The following is a 21,797-nucleotide window of genomic DNA, read 5'->3' as shown; positions in this document are numbered from 1 at the left end:
ACCTGTCGGATCGCGCGTCACCGCCGGATCCCGGCGAAGACGCGCATACGTCAGAACGAGAGTACCGGAGGATCCTGGGGGTCGCCCCGCCCCGGGCGAGCTCCCAGGCGAACGCGGCGCACCCACGGGATACGGGGAACGCCCGACCAGAACCGTGTTCTGACCGGGCGTTCGTGGCGGTGGGTAGGGGATTTGAACCCCTGAGACGGGGTTACCGCCTGCTTGTTTTCAAGACAAGTTCCTTCGGCCGCTCGGACAACCCACCGCAGAAGAGCTTAGCCGAGGAGCGCGGGGAAGCGGTCGCGCAGCGCCTCGAACAGGCCGTCCTGATCGACCGGCGCCGTGACGCGACCCGCTTCGGCGCGGACGTCGGCCACTGCCTGCCCCATCGCCACCGAGTCGCCGTGATGCCCGGCCCACCGGAGCATGTCGATGTCGTTGCGGCCGTCGCCCGCCGCGAAGACGCGGGAGCGGTCGATGCCGGCCCGGGAGCGCACGACCTCGAGCGCGCTCGCCTTGGTCACGCCGCTCGGCGCGATGTCGAGCCACGAGGTGCGGCCGACCGCGTACGACACGTGCGTGAGTCCGAGCGTCTCGACAGCGCTCAGGAACTCCTCGAGACGGTGGTCGGGCGAGACCACGACCACGCGGGACGCCTGCACTCCGAGCAGTTCTTCGAACGGCACCTGCCGCTGTTCGGAGGGCAGCGTGCCGGTGGGAATCGGCTCGGTGTAGAGGAACCCGCCGCTCGCGAGCTCGACCGCGAAGCGCGCGGTGAGGAGCTGGGCTCGGATCTTGACCAGCGCGTCGCTCGGATCGAAGGCCTCGACGTACTCGCGCCGGTAGGAGCGCGGCGCCAGCGCGTCGCGGCGCAGCGTCACGGCCCCGTTGGCGGCGACCACCCACTCGGGTTTGATGCGCAGCGCCTCGACGACCGGCAGCGTCGCGTCGACCGACCGCCCGGTCGCGATGACGACCTCGTGCCCGGCGGCGTGCAGGGCGCGGATCGCGTTGCCGGCCCGCTCGGGGATCTGCTCGTCCCAGTCGGTCCCCGCCGAACCGTGGTGCTCGTTGTCGAGCACGGTGCCGTCGAGGTCGAGCGCGATGAGGTGGCGCTCGTCCGCCGCGAACCCGGCCGCCACGGTCTAGGCCCCCGCGATCGGGGTCAGCACCTCGAGGCCGCCGAGGTAGGGACGCAGCGCCCCGGGCACGCGGACGCTGCCGTCCGCCTGCTGGTGCGTTTCGAGGATCGCCACGATCCAGCGGGTGGTGGCGAGCGTGCCGTTCAGCGTGGCCACCGGAGCGGTCCTGCCGTTCTCGCCGCGGAAGCGGGTCGAGAGCCGGCGCGCCTGGTACGTGGTGCAGTTGCTCGTCGAGGTGAGCTCCCGGTAGGTGCCCTGGGTCGGGATCCACGCCTCGATGTCGAACTTGCGCGCCGCGCTCGATCCGAGGTCGCCCGCGGCGACGTCGATCACGCGGTAGCTGAGCTCGAGCGCCTGCAGCATCTCCTCCTGCCAGCCGACCAGACGGTCGTGCTCGGCCTCGGCCTCGGCCGGGTCGGCGTAGACGAACATCTCGAGCTTGTTGAACTGGTGCACGCGGAGGATGCCCCGGGTGTCCTTGCCGTGCGAACCCGCCTCGCTGCGATAGCAGGTCGACCAGCCGGCGTAGCGCAGCGGACCGCTCGCGAGATCGATGATCTCGTCGGAGTGGAACCCTGCGAGGGCGACCTCGCTCGTGCCGGTGAGGAAGAGGTCCTGATCCTTCAGGTGGTACACCTCGTCGGCGTGCTCGCCGAGGAAGCCGGTGCCCTGCATGATCTCGGGTTTGACCAGCGTCGGGGTGATGAGCGGGGTGAAGCCGTTCGACAGCGCGCGATCGAGCGCCATGTTCATGAGCGCGATCTCGAGGCGGGCGCCGATGCCGCTCAGGAAGTAGAACCGAGCGCCCGAGACCTTGGCCCCGCGCTGCATGTCGATCGCCCCGAGCATCTCGCCGAGCTCGAGGTGGTCGCGCGCCTCGAAGTCGAAGCTCGGCACCTCGCCGACCTCGCGCAGCGTCACGAAGTTCTCCTCGCCGCCGACGGGCACGCCGTCGACGACGACGTTCTCGATGCGCATCGCGGCCGCCGAGAACTCCTCGTCGCGGGCCTTCGCCAGCGCCTCGGCCGCCTTGACCTGCGCCGCGAGCTCCTGCGCCTGGGCGATCAGCGCCGGCTTCTCGTCCTTCGATGCGGACTTGACCCGGGAGCCGAACTCCTTCTGCTCGGCGCGCAGGCGCTCGAACTCGGAGAGGGCGCTGCGCCGGGCCTCGTCTGCGGCGACGGCCCGGTCCACCACCGCCTCGTCGTTTCCGCGCGCGCGCTGGGAGCGCTTGAGCTGCTCGGGATCGGTGCGGAGGAGTACTGGATCGATCACGAGCCCAGTCTAGCCAGCAGGACGCTGGATCCGGACGGTGCATCCAGGCGCGAGCGACCCCCGGCGCGGTAGTTTGGGCGCATGACCCGAACGCACGCGCGCACGCAGCCCGCCGCGGCGGTGGTCTACCAGCCCTTCAAGACCGACATCGTCGCGCTCCGTCGCGAGGTCGGCCGGCGGGAAGCCGCGGCCGGCTGGGCGCCGACCCGCTGGTACGCGACCGACGCCGATGACGCCGGGGTCGCCGCGACCCACCGGGCCGTCGCCGACGGGGCGAGCGTGATCCTCGGCTCGGGCGGGGACGGCACGATCCGCGCCGTCTCGGAGGCGCTCCGCGGCACGGGCGTGCCCCTCGCCGTGATCCCGCAGGGCACGGGAAACCTCCTCGCCCGGAACCTCGGGATCCCGTTGAACGATCTCGGATCGGCGGTGCGCGCGGCCTTCGGCGGCACCAATCGCCCCATCGACCTCGGGGTCATGACGATCATCCGGGAAGACGAGAGCGAGGACGAGCACGTGTTCCTCGTGCTCGCCGGCATGGGCCTCGATGCGCGGGCCATCCGCTCGACCAGCTCGTCGCTCAAGAAGCGCGTCGGCTGGCTCGCCTACGTCGACGCGGGGCTCCGCACCATGATCCGCGAATCCCCCTGCAGATCCTCTACTCCGTCGACGGCAAGGCCTCGAAATCGCTCTCCGTCTACACCGTCATGATCGGCAACTGCGGGCTCATGCCCGGCGGCGTCCTGCTGATCCCCGACGCGGAGATCGACGACGGCCGCCTCGACGTCGTCGCGCTGCGACCGCTCGGCCCGTTCTCGTGGCTGCGCATCTGGAACAAGATCGGCTGGGAGAACGGCGTGCTGCGCAAGACGAAGGCCGGCCGCCGGATCATCGACCTCGTGCACGACACCCGCAGCGTCAGCTATCTGCGGGCTCAGCGATACGCGCTCTCGGTGCCCTCGCCCGAGCCGATCCAGCTCGACGGCGACGACTTCGGCCTGGCGCTCGCGGCGAGCGGGACCGTCGATCCGGGCGCGCTCGTCGTGCGGGTGCTCCCGCACTGGAGCGTTCCCGCGCTCGGCCGATAGCGCAGCGTTCCGGGCACCCGGTTCACGGACGCTGGGATCCGGGCCGCGTCTCGCGCACCTCGATCCAGGCGTCGAGCTCGCCCGCGAGCTCGGAGGCGAGCTCGACGATGCGATCGCGCGTCTCGGCGCGCACCGCCCACACCCGCCCGAGCGGTCTCCCCTCGATGCCTGGGTCGCGGTCGCGGACGACCGGGCCGGGGCCGACCATCAGGGCCTGCCCCTCGGGCCCGAGCACCTCGGTCCACTCGAGCTCGGAGGTGCTCGCGAGCTCGTCCTCGAAGCGGGTCAGATAGGCCGCGATCTCCTCGTGCCACTCGGGGCTGCGTTCGCGGAGCTCGGTCTCGTCGGTGTGCCAGAGCAGCAGATAGCGCATGGTCGCCTCCTCCGTCGATCCGGGGCGGCCGGGTCCTGCCCCGGGGTTCCCATCCTCCCAGCGGGGTGCGGCGCTGTCGAGGGGCGGGCGGTGAGTTCGCGCTCGATCGGACGAAGGCCCCGCATTCGCACCGCGCCGACGCAGATCCACCGCGCGAGCGGCGGGCGCTCCGGAGCGCCCGGCCGCGATCCGGAGCGCTACCCCTCGCCGTCCGCGGTGCCCTCGATCACGCCGCGCAGCCAGTCTCGCGCTTCGCGGAACGTGCCGTCGTCGTGCGCATCGCGGATCGACGCGGCGACGCGATCGGCACGGGGGTAGGAGCCGAGGAACACGACGTTGGGGCTGAACCGCTTCACGCCGAGCAGCGCGTCGGCGACCCGCTCGTCCTTCACGTGCCCCTCGGCGTCGATCACGAAGCGGTAGCGGCCCATGCGGTCGCCGATGGGGCGCGACGCCAGCAGGGTGAGGTTGACGCCGCGGGTCGCGAACTGCTCGAGCAGGTCGAGCAGCGCGCCGGCGCGGTCGTCCGGCAGTTCGACGATCAGCGAGGTCTTGTCGGCCCCGGTCGGCTCCCCGACGGGCACGGTGCGGCTGACGAGGACGAAGCGGGTCTCGGCGTCGGGGTTCTCGGCGAGACCCTCGGCGAGCACCTCGACGGCGTAGTGATCGGAGATGCCGGGCGGGGCGATCGCCGCGTCGATGCCCTTCTCGGGGTCGAAGAGGTCGGCCGCAGCCTGCACGTTCGAGGTCGCCTGCAGGTGCCGGTGCCCGGGCGCGCGCTCGTCGAGCCAGGCGCGGCACTGCCCGTACGCCACGGGGTGGGCGGCGACGACCTCGATGTCCTCGAGGCGGACGCCGGGCCTGGCGACGAGCACGAAGTCCACGGGGACCAGGTACTCCCCCACGATCCGCAGGTCGGGAATGGTGGCGAGCGCGTCCTGCGCGACGGTCACGCCGCCGTCGATCGAGTTCTCGATCGCGATCATCGCGGCATCGCTCACCCCCGTGACGACGTCGTTCAACGCCTCCCCCAGGTTCGCGACCGGGCGCCACTCCTCGCCGGCGGCCTCGGGCACCTGCTTGAGCGCGGCCTCGGTAAAGGTCCCGGCCGGGCCCAGGTAGCTGTACCGGCGGGATCCTGCGGGGCGCTCGTTCATGGGGTCAAGCGTACCCACCCGGACGACGCGGAGCGCTGCGGCGAGCGTCGGATCGCGCCCGGTTACGCGTCGAGGACCCGGTCGACGAGTCGGCGCGCGGCCTCCTGCACCTGCGCGAGGTGCTCGGGGCCGCGGAACGACTCGGCGTAGATCTTCATGACGTGCTCGGTGCCCGAGGGACGCGCGGCGAACCAGGCGTGCTCGGTCTGCACCTTGAGGCCGCCGATGTCCGCCCCGTTCCCGGGAGCGGTCGTGAGCACCGCGGTGATGGGATCGCCGGCGAGCTCGGTGTCGGTCACGTCGGCGGGGGCGAGGGCCGCGAGCCGGGCCTTCTGCTCGGGCGTCGCGGGGGCGTCCACGCGCGCGTATGCGGGGTCCCCGAGCCGGTCGGCGATCTCGCGGTACCGCTGCGACGGCGACTGCCCGGTGACGGCCTGGATCTCCGCTGCCAGCAGACAGAGCAGGATCCCGTCCTTGTCGGTGCTCCAGGGCGTCCCGTCGAAGCGGAGGAAGGATGCGCCCGCGCTCTCCTCTCCGCCGAACACGACGGTGCCGTCGACGAGCCCGGGGACGAACCACTTGAAGCCGACCGGCACCTCGAGCAGCGTGCGGCCATGCGCGGCCACGACGCGGTCGATGAGCCCGGACGAGACGAGGGTCTTGCCGATGCCCGCCTCGGGCGCCCAGCCGGGCCGGTGGCTCAGCAGGTAGTCGATGGCGACCACGAGGAAGTGGTTGGGGTTCATGAGGCCGGCGTCGGCGGTGACGATGCCGTGGCGGTCGGCGTCGGCATCGTTGCCCGTGACCAGGTCGAAGTCGTCGCGGTAGCCGGCCACGGTCGACATCACCTGCGCCGAGGAGGGATCCATGCGGATCTTGCCGTCCCAGTCGAGGTGCATGAACGACCAGCGCGGGTCGACCCCGGGGCCGAGCACGGTGAGGTCGAGCTCGTAGCGGTCGCGGATCGCGGCCCAGTAGGCGACGCTGGCCCCGCCGAGGGGTGCGCGCCGATGCGCAGCCCCGAACGGCGGATCGCGTCGAGGTCGATGACGCCGTCGAGCGATTCGACGTACTCGCCGAGGAAGTCGTAGCGGCCGACGGGCTCGCCCGCGACCGCATCGCGGCCGGCCCGCGGGATCGCTTCGACGCCGTGCTCGAGCAGCTCGTTCGCGCGGCCGGCGATCCAGGCGGTCGCGTCGGTGTCGGCGGGTCCGCCGTGCGGCGGGTTGTATTTGAAGCCGCCGTCGCGCGGCGGGTTGTGGCTCGGGGTGACCACGATGCCGTCGGCCCGATCGGGGTCGTCGGCGTCGCGTCCGCGGTTGTGGGTGAGGATCGCGTGGCTGACCGCCGGGGTCGGCACGTAGATCTCGTCTCCCGTGCCCGATCGGGCGAGCACGCGGACCCCCGCGGCAGAGAGCACCTCGCGGGCGATCCGCTCGGCGGGCGCGGAGAGCGGGTGGGTGTCGGCGCCGAGGAAGAGCGGCCCCGCGATGCCCTGCTCGGCGCGGTACTCGGCGATGGCCGCGCTCATGGCGACGATGTGCGCCGCGTTGAAAGAGCCGTCGAGCGAGGATCCCCGGTGCCCGGAGGTGCCGAATACGACGCGCTGCGCCGGATCGCTCGGATCGGGGACGCGCTCGTCGAACGCGGAGAGCAGCGCATCGAGGTCGACGAGGTCCTCGGGGCGCGCGGGTGCGGCGGCTCGGTCGTGCATGGATCCAGTCTCCCACCGGAAGCCAGAAGAACCGGTGAGGCCGCGCGGCACCGCGCGTTCACCGGCCGGGACTACTCTGTGCCTATGAGCGAAGCACGCGACGCCGTCCCGCAGTCCTCGATCGAGACCGTCCCCGCGGAGGCGGAGGGGAATCCCCGCGCGCGGATCGAGTGCTGGCTCACCGACATGGACGGCGTCCTCGTGCACGAGAACCGTGCGATCCCGGGCGCTGCCGAGCTGATCGAGCGCTGGCAGGCGGACGGCACCCCTTCCTCGTGCTGACGAACAATTCGATCTTCACCGCCCGCGATCTCAGCGCCCGGCTCTCGGCCTCCGGGCTCGACGTGCCCGAGGACCGCATCTGGACGAGCGCGCTCGCGACGGCGGCGTTCCTCAAGCAGCAGAAGCCCGGCGGTTCGGCGTTCGTGATCGGCGAGGCGGGAATCCTCACGGCGTTGCACGATGCGGGGTACGTGATGACCGAGACCGATCCCGACTTCGTCGTGGTCGGCGAGACCCGCAACTACTCGTTCGAGGCGATCACCAAGGCGATCCGCCTGATCGATCGCGGGGCCCGCTTCATCTCGACGAATCCCGACGCCACGGGTCCGAGCTCCGAGGGACCGCTTCCGGCGACCGGCGCCATCAACGCGCTCATCACCAAGGCCACCGGACGCGAGCCCTACATCGTGGGCAAGCCGAACCCGATGATGTTCCGCTCGGCCCTCAACCGGATCGGTGCGCACTCCCACAACACCGCGATGATCGGCGACCGCATGGACACCGACGTGGTGGCGGGCATGGAGGCGGGCCTGCACACGGTGCTCGTGCTCACGGGCATCTCGGATCAGCGCGAGATCGAGAAGTTCCCGTTCCGTCCGGACGAGGTGCTCGGCTCGGTCGCCGATCTGCTCGACCCGGTCGCGTAGCGCTCGGGGTCCGTTCGCTCGCGGGTTCCGGAGCATCGGGCCCCATCGCGTGCACCCCGAGGTGAAATTCGCGGATCCGGGGATATTAAATCCGGATTTGTGTTCGGTATAGGCGTATCGTACGGTGAATCGCAGTTCCGGCGGCGTTCGCCTTGCGGCCCGGAGCCTCCCCCTGGCGCAAGGCGAGCACAGCGAGAGCGGGTTCTCCCATGTCGAATATCAAGGTCAGTTACGCGGAGATCGAGCAGGCCGCGACGCAGCTGGGTTCGGGGCGTGCGGAGATCACGTCGAAGCTGCAGAACCTGCAGTCGCAGATCGCCGCGAAGATCAACTAGCCGATCTTGGCGGCCGTTCCGACGGGCGAGAACTCGCCGCCGCTGCTGACCGAGTTCGCCGTGCTGTGGAATCGGGGACTCGCCGACGAAGCGAAGCTCTGGCACCTGTTCGACCTCTGCGAGCTGTTCCTGCAGCGCCCGCGACACTTCGGGGCGCCGGTCTTCCGCGTCGAGGATCAATTGGTCACGCCCGCGTTCTCCTCCCAGGAGTCCCTGGCGGAATTCGTGGTGAGCACCGGGCAGCTCGATCTCAACGACCCCGACGACGGCTACGACTGGGTGCGGATGACTGGGGCAGAGTTCTTCGAGCTCCCGGTGCGTGCGCGCCGGTTGTTCGTCGACCCCGGATCGGAAACGGGCGCGGTCATCGATCTGCGTGCTCGGGAGGGCGCTCCGCCCCTCGCGGGCGGGGCACCGCCCGCGGCGATCAATCTCGAGCTCCTGCCCGATGGCACCTTGACCAGCGGCCCCCTCGAGTGGAGCTCGGGATCATCCATCGGCGTACTCACGGGAGGAAGCACATGAGCCGCTTCGAGTGCTCGTCGCAGCAGCTCCGCAACGCCGCGGCCAACGCGGCCACCATCGAGAACGCGATCTCGGTGAATCCGGTGCATCGGATGCGCGGCGGAGACATCGGGCACGCGGGCGTCTCGGCCGCTCTCGAGGCGTTCCGCGCCTCCTGGTCGGGCGAGTTCCGACTGCGGGGAAGCGCCGCACAGCACGCCGCCCGGCTGCTGCGTTCCGCTGCGGCGGATACCGATCGCGTCGACGCGCTGCTCGCACGGGCCGCATCGCGGCTCGGGAGCGGTCGATGATCACGGGCAGCAGCTCTGCCGCGCAGGTTCTGCCGGGCAATCCGGGAGAGATCGCACGCGCCCTGGAAACAGTCGGATCGGGAATCGCTCCAGCCCGGGCGGTGAGCGAAGCCTGGCAGTCGATGGCCATTCCTCACTGGACGGGGCGAGCCGCGGCCCAGTGGGCGGCGTTCACGCCGCGCGAACGGGGCGAACCGCGAAAGCGCCGACCGCGCTGAACCGGGTCTCGAGCGCGATGATGCGCTATCAATCCGCGTTCACCGCGGCGCGGGCAGAGATCGGTGCCGCGATCAGCGACGCCGCGGCCGCAGAACGGACGACTGCTGCCGCGATGAGCGAGCACCGCGAAGCATCCCGCAGAGCCGCACTGGCCGACCCGGGAACCGCCGAAGCGACGGTCGCTCCCTTCAGCGACCCCGGCGCGACGGCGCTCGCGGCGGCGAACACCCGCGCCCGGGCTGCGAAGACCGCGTTCGACCGGCAGGGCGACGAGATCGCGAGCGAGATCCGAGCGGCAGCGGTCATGGCATCTGGAGTGCGCCCCACCGTACTGGCGCCTCCCGGCTACAACCCCGATATCGATCTGGCGCGCGGCGCGGAGTTCTGGAAGGGCTTCTCGCTTCAGACCTGGGACGAGATCGTGGCCCTGTTGAGACTCGCGGTCCCGCTCGCGGATGCGCCCGAGCAGTTCGCAGAGTCCCTCGAGTTCCTCACGGATCCGGACGCGTGGCACGAACGCCAACGCGAGAAGGCCGAGCTCTTCGAAAGCGGTGAGACCTGGCACCAGCTGGCGAACGCGCTCTTCGGCTGGGACGATTGGGGCGAAGGTTCGCCGGAGAGCGCGGGACGCGTGACCGTGATCACGGCGTCCTGGGCGATCCCGCTGAGCAAGCTCGGACGCATGGCGCGCGTCGGGCGACTCGGCAGACCGCTATCGACCGCCACATTCGATTCCAGGTTCGAGAAGCTGAAGAGCAGAGCAAAGCTCCTCAACGACAACGCGAAGAGCGGAACGACGCAATATGAGCTGACCGGTGGGTTCGAACAGGCGCAGCGGGACTTCAGACGTCTATCGGGCGGAGTGGTGCCGAGAACTTCAAAGAAGGGGACGCTGTACCTCTCCCTCCCGGATGGGCGAACAATGAATGTTCGCCCGCTGAGCAGCGGAGAGAGTCGCCCCACCTTTGAGGTAATCGACAAGGCCAGAGGAACAAGAGTCAAATTTAGGTATGAAGAATGATAAATCAGATCTCCGATCATTCAGAGCTTGAGCGGATCCGGCGAACCGCTCGAGAACTCATGGGGCCAGATTCGCACTACCTTTCTCCGGAATGGCTCGCCAGGGATGACATCTTTTGCCTCCCCGAGAGGAACGACAATCAGGGGATTCACTTTGATACAACCCCCATGGAAAGGGTGCGGCGCGCAATGGCGCCTTTTCGATGGTACGCCGCAGAGGTCGATGATGTCGATGACCCAAGCAACCTCATTGAAGTTGTCGATCCCGTCTCTCACATGTTCCCGGGAGGGCACGAAGAATCTCTATCCGACTTCTACACTCCGAGAAGCTATCTGCTATTCAACAGGGAGAAGACTGCGGCCATCCTATATTCAGAAGAGTACGAATATCGACTTATCGCGGGTATAGATGACTTTGTTCTCAAGTACGCTGGGAACGTCGCAGATTTCGTCGCCGAGTTCCGCGACGAGATGGAGCATGACGAGCGAATCTGGGCGAAAAGCGGCAGCCAATCCTGGGCCCGATATTTCATGGAATCTATCGAACTGGCGATGTCGCAGGTGAAGATTCCGCCGGGAGCCGGGGAGGGTGCTGGCTAATCGCGCGCGGGCGAGAAATTGGCTTTCCTGGCATGGGCCTGGTGCCCGCGTACCTTGCGTTCGCACCGACGATGAGGCAAGCTCGGGCGAATTGCCGCGGAACAGCAGGGCGATCCCGCTGCCCAGGCACACACGCCCAGTACGCCGGAGACCGCCCGACTCCGCGCGACGGATCCGATACGCCGACGATACGCCGGGGCTCCTAGCATGGGGGCATGCGCGTACTGATCGTCGAAGACGAGCCCCTGATGGCCGAGGCCGTCCGCGACGGCCTGCGGCTCGAAGCCATCGCGGCCGACATCGCGGGCGACGGCGACACCGCGCTCGAGCTGCTGAGCATCAACTCCTACGACATCGCGGTGCTCGACCGCGATGTGCCAGGCCCGTCGGGCGATGAGATCGCACAGCGCATCGTCGAGTCGGGCAGCGGCATTCCGATCCTCATGGTCACGGCGGCCGATCGGATCGACGACAAGGCCTCGGGTTTCGAGCTCGGCGCCGACGACTACCTGACGAAGCCGTTCGAGCTGCGCGAGCTCGTGCTGCGGCTGCGCGCGCTCGATCGCCGCCGCGCGCACCACCGCCCGCCGGTGCGCGAGATCGCCGGGCTCCGACTCGACCCGTTCCGCCGCGAGGTGTACCGCGACGGGCGCTACGTGGCCCTCACCCGCAAGCAGTTCGCCGTACTCGAGGTGCTCGTCGCCGCCGAGGGCGGCGTGATCAGCGCCGAGGAGCTGCTGGAGCGGGCCTGGGATGAGAACGCCGATCCGTTCACGAACGCCGTGCGGATCACGATGTCCGCGCTGCGCAAGCGGCTCGGCGAGCCGTGGCTCATCGCGACGGTGCCCGGCGTCGGGTACCGCATCGACGCCGAGCCGGGCGAGGAGGGACCCGGCGGTGCCTAGGCCGGCGGCGAGTCGCGAACCCGGCCTGAGCGTCCGGCTGAAGTTCACGCTCAGCTACGCCGCCGTCGTGCTGCTCACCGGCGCCCTGCTGCTCTCGGTCGTCTGGGTGTTCCTGCTGCGCTACGTGCCGACCGATGCCTTCGTCGGTTCGCACCCGGATTCACCCGATGAGTTCCCGAGCCGGTTCTTCCCGGGACGCAACGACCTGATCCGCGCCTTCGTCCCCGCCGCGATCTGGGCACTCCTCGCGCTGCTCGTCTTCGGGCTGATCGGCGGCTGGATCCTGGCAGGCCGCATGCTGGGTCCGCTGCGCCGGATCACCGCAGCGACCCGTCGGGTCTCGGACGGATCGCTCTCGCACCGCATCGAGCTCGAGGGGCGCCACGACGAGTTCCGGGAGCTCGCCGACGGCTTCGATGCGATGCTCGACCGGCTCGAGTCCCAGGTCGCCGAACAGCAGCGCTTCGCGGCGAACGCCTCCCACGAGCTCCGCACCCCGCTCGCGATCACGCAGACCATGCTCGAGGTCGCGCAGAGCGAACCCGCCCGGGCCGATGACGAGCTGCTGGAGCGCCTCCGCACCGTCAACGCGCGGGCGATCGAGCTGACCGAGGCGCTGCTCGTGCTGAGCCGCGCCGATCGGCGATCCTTCGACCGCGAACGGATCGACCTCTCCCTGCTCGGCGAGGAGGCGGCCGAGACGCTGCTGCCGCTCGCCGAGAAACACGGCGTCGCTGTCGAGACGGAGGGCGAGGTCGCGCTCGCCTTCGGATCCCCCGCCCTCCTGCTGCAGACGGTGACGAATCTCGTGCACAACGCGATCGTGCACAACCTCCCGGCAGGCGGGACCGTCCGGGTGCGCACCGCCGCGGGCTCAGAGACCTCGACGATCACGGTCGAGAACACGGGCGAGCGGATCAGCCCCGAGCTCGTCTCGACCCTCACCGAGCCGTTCCGTCGCGGCACCGGCCGCATCCGCAGCGATCAGGCCGGCGTCGGCCTGGGCCTCGCGATCGTGCAGAGCATCGTCACGGCGCACGACGGCGCCCTCGACCTGGCGGCGCTGCCGGACGGCGGCCTGCGGGCGACCGTCGTGCTACCGACGGGCGATCCCGGGAGCCCGCACCGACCGATGCGCCCGAGCGCCCCGGACCGCGAGAGCTGATGCCGGAGCGCACGACCGTACGCGCAGACCGGCGTCCCATTCCGCGCAGCGCGCTCATCGCGAGCCTCTGCGGCACGCTGCTCGCGCTGGTCTGGGCGGTGCTGTGGAAGCTCGAGGTTCCGTACATCGGCACGGGCGGACTCCGCGTGATCAAGCTCGTCCCCTTCGGTGCGGACACCGACGCGACGGCGAGCTTTCCCTCGAAGTCGTCGCGAACCTCGTGCTCTTCCTTCCGCTCGGCTGGCACATCGGACTGCTCGCCCCGCGGCGCTGGTCGGCACGTCGCCTGCTCTGGGCGACGGCCGGGTACTCGGCGGCCGCGAGCCTGCTGCTCGAGCTCGCGCAGTTCGCCCTCGCGGTCGGCGTCTCCGATGTCACCGACGTGCTCGTGAACACCGCGGGCGGGCTCGCGGGGCTCGGGATCCTGATGCTCGCCCGCCGCGCGCTCGGCAGACGGGCCGCGCCGATCCTGGCCCGCCTCTGCGTCGCCGGCACCGCGCTGGCGCTTGCTGCCGCCGTCGCGGTGTGCGTCTCCCCGCTGCACGTCCGGCAGCGGGATGTCTCCTGCGCCGTCCCCGGCGACCCCGCCAGCTGCGTCGTGCGCTCCGGCTCCGACGCTCAGATCCCGATCCGGCGGTAGCGGTCGAGCCGCGCCACCCGGCGCCGATCCCCTCGCTGCAGCATGAGCCCCGCGAGCTCCTGCGCGATCGCATCGCGCATCCGGCCGCAGAAATCGACCGGTTCGCGCGCGGCGTCGGGCAGTTCCGCGACGATCCGGTCGACGATGCCGTTCGCACGGAGCGACGCCGAGGCGACGCCCTGCTGCTCGGCGAGCTCCGCGGCATGCGCCGTGTCCCGGTGCACGATGGCCGATGCTCCTTCCGGCGGCAGCGGCGAGAGCCAGGCGTGCTCGGCCGCGATCGTGCGGTCGGCGGGGAGCAGGGCGAGCGCCCCGCCGCCGGTGCCCTCGCCGAGCAGCACCGAGAGCGTCGGGCCGCGGTGGCTCACGAGATCGGCGAGGCAGTGGGCGATCTCGCTCGCGAGCCCGCCCTCCTCCGCGGCGCGCGAGAGTGCCGCACCCGGGGTGTCGATGACGCTGACGAGCGGCAGCCGCAGCTCCTCCGCCAGGTGCATGGCGCGGCGGGCGGCTCGGAGCGCCCCCGGGCCGAGCGGAGCGTATGCGCGCTGTGTGCGGCGGTCCTGGCCGACGACCACCGCGGGGATGCCGCCGAAGCGCGCGAGGCTCAGCGAGAGCCCGGGGTCGCGTTCGCCCTGCCCCGTTCCCGACAGCGGGACGATGTCGCCGGCGGCGTGACGCAGCAGCTCGCGGAGCCCCGGCCGCCTGCGATCCCGCGTGCGCGTGACCGATTCCCAGGTGGCCGAGGATCCCTCGGGATCGGCGGAGGCCGCCCCCGGATCTGCCGCCCGGGCGACCAGCGCCGCGTGGGTCGGACGCTCGAGCAGTCGCAGCGTGCGCTGCACGACCTCGCGCAGCGCGTCGGGCTGGAGGACGCCGTCGATGATCCCGAGCCGCGCGAGGTTCTCGGCCGACTGCACGCCCGCGGGGAAGGGCTCGCCGTACAGCGCCTCGTAGACCCGCGGTCCGAGGAAGCCGACGAGCGCACCGGGCTCGGCCACGGTGACCTGGCCGAGCGAGCCGAAGGAGGCGAGGGCTCCGCCGGTCGACGGGTGCCTGAGGTAGACGAGGTAGGGCAGCCCCTCGGCCTGGTGGGCCGCGACCGCCGCCGCGATCTTCACCATGGCGACGAACGCGAGCGTCCCCTCCTGCATGCGGGTGCCGCCCGATGCCGTGGAGGCGAGCACCGGCAAGCGCTCGGCGGTGGCCCGCTCGATCGCGGCGACGAAGCGCTCGGCCGATGCCACCCCGATGGATCCCGCGAGGAACGCGAACTCGCAGGCGATGAGCGCGACCCGGCGGCCGTCGATGAGCGCCTCGCCCGTGACGATCGATTCATCGGCGCCGCTCCGCTCCGCCGCCCGGGCGAGCTCTTCGCGGTAGGTCTCGCCGAGGTCGGGCTCGGCCGGCGGCGCATCCCAGGGGACATAGCTGCCGGGATCCGAGATGAGTTCGATGAGCTGCGCGGCCGAGAGGCGGCGCGCGGCACCGGCCGGAGCCGTTCCCGCGGCGCTCATGCCGCATTCTCCGCGAGCGGCGCGCCCGCGAGCCAGGCGCGGATCGCGTCGCCGTGCTGGTCCAGCACGGGAGGCGCCTGGTGCGCGGTCCGCGCGCGCTCGGTCTCCCCCGCCGCGTCGACGTCGAAGAAGCGGATCGCCGGCCCCGGCAGCGAGATGCTGCCGAGCGTCGCGTGGTGCACGTCGACGATGAGCCCCTGCGAGCGGACCTGGTCCCACTCGTAGACCTCGGTGAGATCGCGCACCTTCCCGGCGGGGATCCCCGCGGCGCGCAGCCGCTCCAGCAGGGGCGCGGCGTCGTGCTCGGCGAAGGCCTCCTCGACGAACGAGACGGTCTCGCCGCGCCGCGCGACGCGCTCCGGGTTGGTTCCGAGCCCCGGGGTCGCGGGGTCCAGCCCGAACTCGGCGCAGAACGCCTGCCACAGCCGCTCGCTGCCGACGCTGATCTGCACCGCGCCGTCTCGGCAGCGGAACAGCCCGTACGGCGCGATCGACGGGTGGTGGTTGCCCTGGGCCTGCGGGGTCTGATCCGCCACGGTGACCCGCGTGCCCTGGAACGCGTGCACGCCGACGATCGACGACAGCAGCGAGGTGCGCACCACGCGCCCGCGTCCCGTGCGATCCCGCTCGTGCAGCGCCGCGAGCACGCCGACCACGCCGTGGATCCCGCCGAGCAGGTCGGCGATCGGGGTCCCGACCCGCTGCGGGTCGTCGGGTCCCGGGCCGGTGATCGACATCAGGCCGGCCTCGCCCTGCACGATCTGGTCGTAGCCCGCGCGCCCGCCCTCCGGGCCGTCGTGGCCGAAGCCCGTGATCGAGAGCTGGACGAGTCGGGGATTCAGCTCGGCGAGCGCGGCGGTGCCGAAGCCGAGCCGATCCATCACGCCGGTGCGGAAGTTCTCGATGAGCACGTCGGCCCGTTCGAGCAGGCCGGTCAGCACCGTACGCCCGTCGTCGCTCTTCAGATCCAGCGCGATCGATTCCTTGTTGCGATTGCACGACAGGAAATAGGTGGAGTAGGAGCGGCCATCGGCGCCGTCGACGAACGGCGGCCCCCATGATCGGGTGTCGTCCCCGCTGCCCGGCGACTCGACCTTGATCACCCGTGCGCCGAGATCCCCCAGCATCTGCCCGGCGTGCGGTCCCGCGAGTGCGCGGGACAGATCGATCACCAGCAGGTCTTCGAGCGAGCCCTCGTTCATCGTGCGTCCTCTCTGCGTTTCTGTGTTTCGATCTCGTGGTCGGTTCCGGCCGAGCCGGGATCGAGCCCGGCCCGATCGGCGGGCGGGCTCACCGGCCCAGTGCGTGCCCCAGTGCGGCGAGCGCCGCGCGCACTCCGGTGCTGAGCGTCGGCTCCAGCACGGGGAGGAAGTGCGGCGAGTGGTTCACGGGCGGCGCCGGGTGATCTGCGGGGAAGCCGCCGAAGACCCAGTAGACGCCCGGTGCACCGGCGCCGTCGGGGAGGGTGCCGAAATCCTCCGATCCCATCGCCGGCGGGATCTCGAGCACGTTCCGCTCGCCCAGCTCGGCCTGCAGCGCGGCACGCACGGCCTCCGTCCGCTCCTCGTCGTTGTGCAGGCGGGGGAACCGGTACAGCTCCTCGATCTCGGGGCGCGGAGCGCCCGAGGCGTCGGCCTCCGCGTTCACGATGCGGACGATCGCGGCGAGGACTCGGTCGCGCACGTCCTCCGTGAGCGTCCGGATGTTGAGGGTGAACTCGGCCCGGTCGGGGATGATGTTTTCCTTCAGCCCCGCGTGGAAGGTCCCGCAGGTGACGACCGCCGGTGACTGCGGCGACAGCTCCCGCGAGACGATGGTCTGCAGCCGGGCGACCATGTGGACGCCGAGCACGATCGGGTCGATGGAGTCCTGGGGCTGCGATCCGTGCGACTGCCTGCCGCGCACGGTGACCCTGAGCGAGTCGGCCATGGCCATCGCCGGGCCCGTCGCGAGCGCGACGGTCCCGGCGGGCGTCTCGGGGACGACGTGCTGCCCGAGCACGAGCTCGGGCAGCGGTGCCCGATCCCACAGCCCGTCGGCGACCATGGCCGCGGCACCGGCAGCGGTCTCCTCGCCCGGCTGGAAGATCCAGACGACGGTGCCCGACCAGGCGCCCGGCTGCCGGGCCATCGCGGCGGCCGCGGCGAGCGCGACTGCGACGTGGGTGTCGTGGCCGCAGCCGTGCATCACCGGGACGACGGTGCCGTCCGCGAGCGCACCGGTGGCTGAGGAGGCGTAGTCGGCGCCCGTGTCCTCCCGGATCGGCAGCCCGTCGGTGTCGGCGCGGAACCCGATGACCGGGCCGTCGCCGTTGCGCTGGACGCCGACGACGCCCGTGCCGCCGCAGCGGAAGTGCTCGATCCCGAGTGCGCCGAGCCGGGCCTCGATGAACTCGGCCGTGCGGTGCTCCTGCATCGAGAGCTCCGGGTTCGCGTGGAGGTGCCGGTAGTCCGCGTGCAGCGTCTCTCGCTCGGCGTCCGTCAGGAGGGTGTGCAGCATGACCGGTTCCTTTCGTCGTCCGCGGTCATCGCGCGGCCGAGACCGCGGCCTCGTCTTCGAATTCGACCTGTTCGACCGCCGTACCCCCGCGTGCGCGGCGGATCGCCTCGGCGATGGCGACCACGACGAGGTTCGGGACGAGGGCGATGAGCCCGGAGTCGATGCCCCCGGTGGGGATCCCCGCGAAGGTGATCGTCGCGACGGTGAGCACGCCGACGATGACGCCGAGGCCCACCGGCCATGCGCCGACGCGCACCTTCCGCTGCAGGGCCAGGACGATGCCCGGGGCGAGCTGCGTCGTACCTCCGTAGGTGAGCAGCAGCAGCGCGCCGATGTCCGACCGGACGAGGCCGAAGGCGAGCGCCAGCCCGAGCGCGACCACGATGACCACGTAGTTGACGGTCATCTTGCGCGCGGGGCTCACCCGCTGGAGCACGTTGGAGCTCACGAGCGTCGAGATGCCCATCACGATGCCGGCGGCGGGCACCATCGCCGCCGAGGCGCCACCGACCGCGACGAGGCCGAGCAGCCAATCGGGCACGATGTTCCCGGTCATGGTGAGCAGCACCGCGTTGCCGGGGGTGTCGGCGGGCAGTTTCAGCACGGCCGCCATGCCGACCATGATCGGGATGAACAGCAGCAGCTGGTAGATCGGCAGCCACTTCGAGTTGCTCCGCAGCACCTCGCCGCTCTTCGCGGCGAGCATGGGCGGCCACAGGTGCGGCAGCGTCGCGAAGCCCGCGCCGATCACGGTGACGAGCATCGAAGTGACGAACCACACCGGCCCGAACCCGTCGGCCTGCAGCGTGAGCAGCGTCGGCGTCCGGTCCGCGATCTCCGCGAACACGGGGCTGATGCCGTTGAAGCTGATCGCGACCCCGGCGATCACGACGACGAGTGCGAGCGCCATGAGGATGTCCTTGAGGATCGCGACGCGGGCGATGCCCTTGATGCCCGACCAGGCGACGAAGATCGCGACGAGGATGCTTGCGATGACCATGCTCAGGCCGCGGGCGCTGGAGCTGCCGGTCGCGAGCTCGACGATCATGCCGAGACCCGTGATCTGCAGTTGCAGGTAGGGGATCAGCGTGATCGCGCCGATGATCGCGACGACCTTTCCGAGCCAGCGCGCCCGGAACCGGTCCTCGAAGTAGTCGGCCATGGTGAGGTAGCCGCGGCGCTGGGCGAGATCGCGGATGCGCGGTGCGACGAAGTAGTTGATCGGCCAGGCCATGGTCAGGTAGCCGATCGCGTAGACCGCGCTCGCCCCGCCGCCGAAGGCGAGGCCCGCGAGGCCGAGGAAGCTGAAGGTGGTGAGCGACTCGCCCGCCTGCAGGAACCAGGTGGTCCACTTCGGGATGTCGCGCTTGCCGACCACCCAGTGCGAGGCGCTCGTCTGCCTGCGGCGGAGTCCGATGCCGAGCGCCCCGATGACGAGGATTCCGAGAATGATGATGATCGCGACGGTCATCGGATCCCCTCCTCTTCCTCGGCGGCGATGCGCTCCATGCGCAGCAGCTGGATCTGCCGGGTCTCGAGGCGCTCCTTCTCGGCGAGGTCGGCCTCGCGACCGCCGTTGCGCAGGTAGAGGGACTCGACGATCTGGATGCTCACGACGGTGAGGACCACGAGGATCGCGATCCACACGAGCACGGCGGGCAGGCCGAACCACAGGGTCGGCTCCTGCGCGAAGGTCCAGAACGGGGTCGAGAAGAAGCCGAGGATCGGGATGCCGATGATGGCGGCCCGTCCGGGCGTCAGCAGTCGGGGGTTCATATTGCTCCTTTGCAATGGGGTCGCGTTCGGATCAGCCGGCGTGCACCGTCGGAACGGTGCGCCAGACGGGGAGTTCGCGCTCGAACTGCTGGGCGAGGGACAGTAGCAGCGCTTCGCGGCGCGGCGGCGCGATGAGCTGGAGGCCGACCGGAAGACCCTCGGGGCTGAAGCCGCAGGGCACGCTGATGGCGGCGAAACCGGTGACCGTGATCCGCCAGCTCGCCCGCATCCAGTCGAGATAGTCCGCCTGGGGGACGCCGTTGATCTCGCGCGGCCAGTGCTGGTCCGCGGAGAACGGGAGCACGGTGGTCACCGGTGCCGCGAGCACGTCGATGCGTTCGAAGAGCTCGACCATTCCGGCGAACACGCGCGTACGCTGCTCCCGGGCCTCGGCGAAGTCGGCGATCCCGAGCCCCAGGCCGTACTCGGTATTGGTCACGAGCTCCGGGCTGAGGATGTCGCGGTGCGCTTCGAGCAGCGGCCCGAAGCCCCGCGCGTATCCGATCCCGCGCAGGACCCGGAACGCGGCGTCCGCTTCCGAGAGGTCGGGTTCGACATCGGCGATCTCGTGCCCGAGACGCTGCAGCGCGGGGAGCCCCTCCCCGTCGAGCACCTCGGTGATCGCCGGCTCGATGTCGAGCCCGTCGAGCGACCGGCTCCAGCCGATGCGCAGCGGGGTCCCGAGCTCGGGAACGACCGGCGCGAAGCGCTCGGGGAACGCGAGCGGCGAGCGCGGATCGCCGCCGGAGAGCACCGAGAGCAGCAGCGCCGTGTCTGCGACGGTGCGTCCCATCGGCCCGTTCGTGGCGAGGGACTCCCAGGCATCCTTCGCGGGCCAGTTCGGCACGCGTCCGATCGACGGGCGCAGGCCGACCACGTTGCAGAAGGCCGCGGGGTTGCGCAGCGAGCCGCCCATGTCCGAGCCGTCCGCCACCGACGAGAGGCCCGCGGCGAGCGCCGCCGCGGCTCCCCCGCTCGATCCGCCGGCGCTGCGATCCGGCGCGTAGGGATTGGTGGTCGTGCCGAAGACGCGGTTGTAGGTGTGCGATCCGGTGCCGAACTCGGGAGTGTTGGTCTTGCCGTAGATCACGGCGCCGGCGGCGCGCATGCGCTCGACCACGAGGCTGTCCCGGGCCGGCACGTGCTCGGCGTGCAGCTGGGAGCCGTAGGTGCTGCGCAGCCCGGCGGTGTCCTCGAGATCCTTGACCGCGATGGGGAGGCCTTCGAGCGGACGGACGGGCTCCCCTGCTGCGCGGCGACGATCGGACTCCGCGGCGGCGACCTCGGCGGCGTCGAAGTCCACCGTCACGACGGCGTTGATCGCCGGGTTGATCCGCTCGTATCGCTCGCGCGTCTCGCGCAGCAGCTCGCGGGCCGAGAGCTCGCCTCGGCCGAGCGCTTCGATCTGCTCCAGGGCGCTGCCGCGGCAGAGATCGATGTCCGTTTCAGTCACTCACTCCTCCTTGAATGAGTAGATCGGGTAACTTTCGCCCCCGACATGTCCTCTTTAGGTATTGATCGTGGGACATCGTGGCGATTCTGTCAACCTCGAATACCTTTCGTGTCCGAAAAGCCACCTTCCGAGCCGTTAGGCTCCTGATCAGGAGGTGCACGATGACCGAGCCGCTCGACCAGTCAGACCGCGAGATCTGCGCGGCGCTGCTGCGCAACGGACGCGCTTCGTGGCGCCTCATCGCCCAGACCACCGGCCTGCAGGAGCGCACCGTGGCACGCCGGGGCGCGCGGCTCATCGAGCAGGGGCTCGTGCACGTTCGCGGCCTGTCGCAGCCCCACCTCCTCGACCGCGGCGACGGCTACTTCGCGCGGATCGAGTGCCGCCCCGGCGACCTGCGCGCCGTCGCGAGCTGGCTCGCCCACCGTCCCGAGACCCTGTGGGTCGCCACCCTCGCCGGGGAGAGCGCGATCGTCTCCGAGGCCTACATCCGCGCAGACGCCCGCTCCCGGTTCATCGAGGAGGAGCTCGCGGCGCAGCCGATCACCGGGTACTCGTTCGAGTACATCGACCGGTTCCGGCGCACCGTGCGCGGCTGGCACCCGAACATCCTGAGCTCCGAGCAGCTCGACATGCTCGGCGAGGACGAGAGCCGAGCGCTGGAGGCCGCGGCGGAGCGGCCGCTCGGGACCGCGGACCCCGACGAGACCGACCTCGAGATCATCCGGCTGCTGAGCGTCGACGGCCGTCTCAGCATCGACGCGATCGCGAATGCCGTCGGCATCGCCAAGCCGACCGTGCGCAAGCGCATCGCGCAGATGCAGCGCACCGATTTCCTGAGCATCCGCGCGGTGCTCGATCCCGCGCTGCTCGGCTTCCCGCTCGAGTCGCTCGTGACCGTGCACGCGCCCGCGTCGCGCGTCGACGAGGTCGCGGAGTTCCTCGCCCGGGATTGGCGCACCCGCTGGGCCGCGGAACTGCCGACAGGGCCCAGCGTTCGCGCGCTGCTCACCCTGTCATCGCGGCGCGAGCTCTTCGACCTGCTCCACGGCTTCGAGGCGGGCCTCGAGGGGCGCGCGCTGCGCATCGAGTCGAGCCCGCTGCTCACGCACTACAAGCGCAGCGACGTCGTGCTCCCGGTCGCGGGCGGTCCCGCCGCGTAGCACGTCGAGCCGCGG

22 protein-coding genes, 1 tRNA gene and 2 pseudogenes are annotated in these 21,797 nt (G+C 70.8%); 12 read left to right on the top strand and 13 right to left on the bottom strand.

Going from position 1 to position 21,797, the window contains the following annotated elements:
• Positions 1-174: 174 nt before the first annotated feature.
• The 3 genes from AB3K78_RS00240 to serS all read right to left on the bottom strand — a co-directional run bounded on the left by AB3K78_RS00240 (position 175) and on the right by serS (position 2,417).
• A tRNA-Ser gene (locus AB3K78_RS00240) sits at positions 175-265 on the bottom strand.
• Positions 266-275: 10 nt separating this feature from the next.
• Positions 276-1,142 carry an HAD family hydrolase gene (locus tag AB3K78_RS00235; protein WP_416445123.1) on the bottom strand — a complete coding sequence of 289 codons (867 nt, stop codon included), beginning with the start codon at positions 1,140-1,142 and terminating at the stop codon, positions 276-278.
• A gap of 3 nt (positions 1,143-1,145) precedes the next feature.
• Complete coding sequence (gene serS / locus AB3K78_RS00230; RefSeq protein ID WP_416445121.1) at positions 1,146-2,417, bottom strand: serine--tRNA ligase; 1,272 nt, start codon at positions 2,415-2,417, stop codon at positions 1,146-1,148.
• 81 nt (positions 2,418-2,498) lie between these two features.
• On the opposite strand from serS, the gene AB3K78_RS00225 reads away from it, so the two are divergent.
• The gene (locus tag AB3K78_RS00225) at positions 2,499-3,128 is read left to right on the top strand and encodes a diacylglycerol/lipid kinase family protein (RefSeq protein WP_416445119.1); all 630 of its coding nucleotides are present in this window, start codon (positions 2,499-2,501) and stop codon (positions 3,126-3,128) included.
• Positions 3,125-3,505 carry a diacylglycerol/lipid kinase family protein gene (locus AB3K78_RS00220; protein WP_416445117.1) on the top strand — a complete coding sequence of 127 codons (381 nt, stop codon included), beginning with the start codon at positions 3,125-3,127 and terminating at the stop codon, positions 3,503-3,505. Before AB3K78_RS00225 ends, AB3K78_RS00220 begins: the two co-directional genes overlap by 4 nt.
• 22 nt (positions 3,506-3,527) lie before the next feature.
• Here AB3K78_RS00220 and AB3K78_RS00215 read toward each other — a convergent pair whose 3' ends face one another.
• From AB3K78_RS00215 to pgm, 3 genes and pseudogenes are all read right to left on the bottom strand, one after another.
• Positions 3,528-3,878 carry a hypothetical protein gene (locus tag AB3K78_RS00215; RefSeq protein ID WP_416445115.1) on the bottom strand — a complete coding sequence of 117 codons (351 nt, stop codon included), beginning with the start codon at positions 3,876-3,878 and terminating at the stop codon, positions 3,528-3,530.
• Between the two features lie 197 nt (positions 3,879-4,075).
• Positions 4,076-5,035 (bottom strand): prephenate dehydratase, encoded by a 960-nt coding sequence (gene pheA / locus AB3K78_RS00210; protein WP_416445113.1) that lies wholly within the window; start codon positions 5,033-5,035, stop codon positions 4,076-4,078.
• A gap of 62 nt (positions 5,036-5,097) precedes the next feature.
• Positions 5,098-6,749, bottom strand: a pseudogene (gene pgm / locus AB3K78_RS00205) (phosphoglucomutase (alpha-D-glucose-1,6-bisphosphate-dependent)).
• A 186-nt stretch (positions 6,750-6,935) separates the two neighbouring features.
• On the opposite strand from pgm, the pseudogene AB3K78_RS00200 reads away from it, so the two are divergent.
• The 4 genes and pseudogenes from AB3K78_RS00200 (at position 6,936) to AB3K78_RS00185 (ending at position 8,828) form a co-directional block, all read left to right on the top strand.
• A pseudogene (locus tag AB3K78_RS00200) lies at positions 6,936-7,678 on the top strand (HAD-IIA family hydrolase).
• 209 nt (positions 7,679-7,887) lie between these two features.
• Complete coding sequence (locus AB3K78_RS00195; protein ID WP_416445111.1) at positions 7,888-8,013, top strand: WXG100 family type VII secretion target; 126 nt, start codon at positions 7,888-7,890, stop codon at positions 8,011-8,013.
• Between the two features lie 6 nt (positions 8,014-8,019).
• Positions 8,020-8,538, top strand: a complete 519-nt coding sequence (locus tag AB3K78_RS00190) for a hypothetical protein (protein WP_416445109.1) — start codon at positions 8,020-8,022, stop codon at positions 8,536-8,538.
• Positions 8,535-8,828, top strand: a complete 294-nt coding sequence (locus tag AB3K78_RS00185; protein ID WP_416445107.1) for a hypothetical protein — start codon at positions 8,535-8,537, stop codon at positions 8,826-8,828. Before AB3K78_RS00190 ends, AB3K78_RS00185 begins: the two co-directional genes overlap by 4 nt.
• Before the next feature lie 246 nt (positions 8,829-9,074).
• On the opposite strand, the gene AB3K78_RS00180 is transcribed toward AB3K78_RS00185, so the two are convergent.
• On the bottom strand, positions 9,075-9,353 hold the full coding sequence (locus AB3K78_RS00180) for a hypothetical protein (protein WP_416445105.1): 279 nt from the start codon (positions 9,351-9,353) through the stop codon (positions 9,075-9,077).
• Between AB3K78_RS00180 and AB3K78_RS00175 the strand changes: the two genes are divergently transcribed.
• The 5 genes from AB3K78_RS00175 to AB3K78_RS00155 all read left to right on the top strand — a co-directional run bounded on the left by AB3K78_RS00175 (position 9,352) and on the right by AB3K78_RS00155 (position 13,377).
• Complete coding sequence (locus AB3K78_RS00175; RefSeq protein WP_416445103.1) at positions 9,352-10,068, top strand: hypothetical protein; 717 nt, start codon at positions 9,352-9,354, stop codon at positions 10,066-10,068. The two genes, AB3K78_RS00180 and AB3K78_RS00175, sit on opposite strands and share 2 nt — an antisense overlap.
• Entirely contained in the window at positions 10,065-10,667 is a 603-nt protein-coding gene (locus AB3K78_RS00170; RefSeq protein WP_416445101.1) for a hypothetical protein, read from the top strand. The genes AB3K78_RS00175 and AB3K78_RS00170 overlap by 4 nt, the downstream gene beginning before the upstream one ends.
• A gap of 215 nt (positions 10,668-10,882) precedes the next feature.
• Entirely contained in the window at positions 10,883-11,572 is a 690-nt protein-coding gene (locus AB3K78_RS00165; RefSeq protein ID WP_416445099.1) for a response regulator transcription factor, read from the top strand.
• Positions 11,565-12,737, top strand: a complete 1,173-nt coding sequence (locus AB3K78_RS00160) for a sensor histidine kinase (protein ID WP_416445097.1) — start codon at positions 11,565-11,567, stop codon at positions 12,735-12,737. Before AB3K78_RS00165 ends, AB3K78_RS00160 begins: the two co-directional genes overlap by 8 nt.
• 103 nt (positions 12,738-12,840) lie before the next feature.
• On the top strand, positions 12,841-13,377 hold the full coding sequence (locus AB3K78_RS00155; RefSeq protein WP_416445095.1) for a VanZ family protein: 537 nt from the start codon (positions 12,841-12,843) through the stop codon (positions 13,375-13,377).
• Here the strand turns inward: AB3K78_RS00155 and AB3K78_RS00150 are convergent.
• The 6 genes from AB3K78_RS00150 to AB3K78_RS00125 form a co-directional block, all read right to left on the bottom strand.
• Positions 13,356-14,891 (bottom strand): carboxyl transferase domain-containing protein, encoded by a 1,536-nt coding sequence (locus tag AB3K78_RS00150; RefSeq protein WP_416445094.1) that lies wholly within the window; start codon positions 14,889-14,891, stop codon positions 13,356-13,358. The two genes, AB3K78_RS00155 and AB3K78_RS00150, sit on opposite strands and share 22 nt — an antisense overlap.
• Complete coding sequence (locus tag AB3K78_RS00145; RefSeq protein ID WP_416445093.1) at positions 14,888-16,093, bottom strand: CaiB/BaiF CoA transferase family protein; 1,206 nt, start codon at positions 16,091-16,093, stop codon at positions 14,888-14,890. Before AB3K78_RS00145 ends, AB3K78_RS00150 begins: the two co-directional genes overlap by 4 nt.
• An 88-nt stretch (positions 16,094-16,181) precedes the next feature.
• Positions 16,182-17,390 (bottom strand): amidohydrolase, encoded by a 1,209-nt coding sequence (locus AB3K78_RS00140; protein ID WP_416445092.1) that lies wholly within the window; start codon positions 17,388-17,390, stop codon positions 16,182-16,184.
• A gap of 25 nt (positions 17,391-17,415) precedes the next feature.
• Positions 17,416-18,861: a sodium:solute symporter family protein gene (locus tag AB3K78_RS00135; protein ID WP_416445090.1), complete on the bottom strand. Its 1,446-nt coding sequence runs from the start codon at positions 18,859-18,861 to the stop codon at positions 17,416-17,418.
• On the bottom strand, positions 18,858-19,166 hold the full coding sequence (locus AB3K78_RS00130) for a hypothetical protein (protein ID WP_416445088.1): 309 nt from the start codon (positions 19,164-19,166) through the stop codon (positions 18,858-18,860). Before AB3K78_RS00130 ends, AB3K78_RS00135 begins: the two co-directional genes overlap by 4 nt.
• A 31-nt stretch (positions 19,167-19,197) precedes the next feature.
• On the bottom strand, positions 19,198-20,619 hold the full coding sequence (locus AB3K78_RS00125; RefSeq protein ID WP_416445086.1) for an amidase: 1,422 nt from the start codon (positions 20,617-20,619) through the stop codon (positions 19,198-19,200).
• Positions 20,620-20,780: 161 nt separating this feature from the next.
• Between AB3K78_RS00125 and AB3K78_RS00120 the strand changes: the two genes are divergently transcribed.
• Positions 20,781-21,782 (top strand): Lrp/AsnC family transcriptional regulator, encoded by a 1,002-nt coding sequence (locus AB3K78_RS00120; RefSeq protein WP_416445084.1) that lies wholly within the window; start codon positions 20,781-20,783, stop codon positions 21,780-21,782.
• Positions 21,783-21,797 lie beyond the last annotated feature (15 nt).

This window comes from Leucobacter sp. HNU, from assembly GCF_047946755.1.
GTDB lineage: Bacteria > Actinomycetota > Actinomycetes > Actinomycetales > Microbacteriaceae > Leucobacter.
Note: the sequence above shows the minus strand (reverse complement) of the source record. Positions and strands in the feature narration are given on the sequence as shown.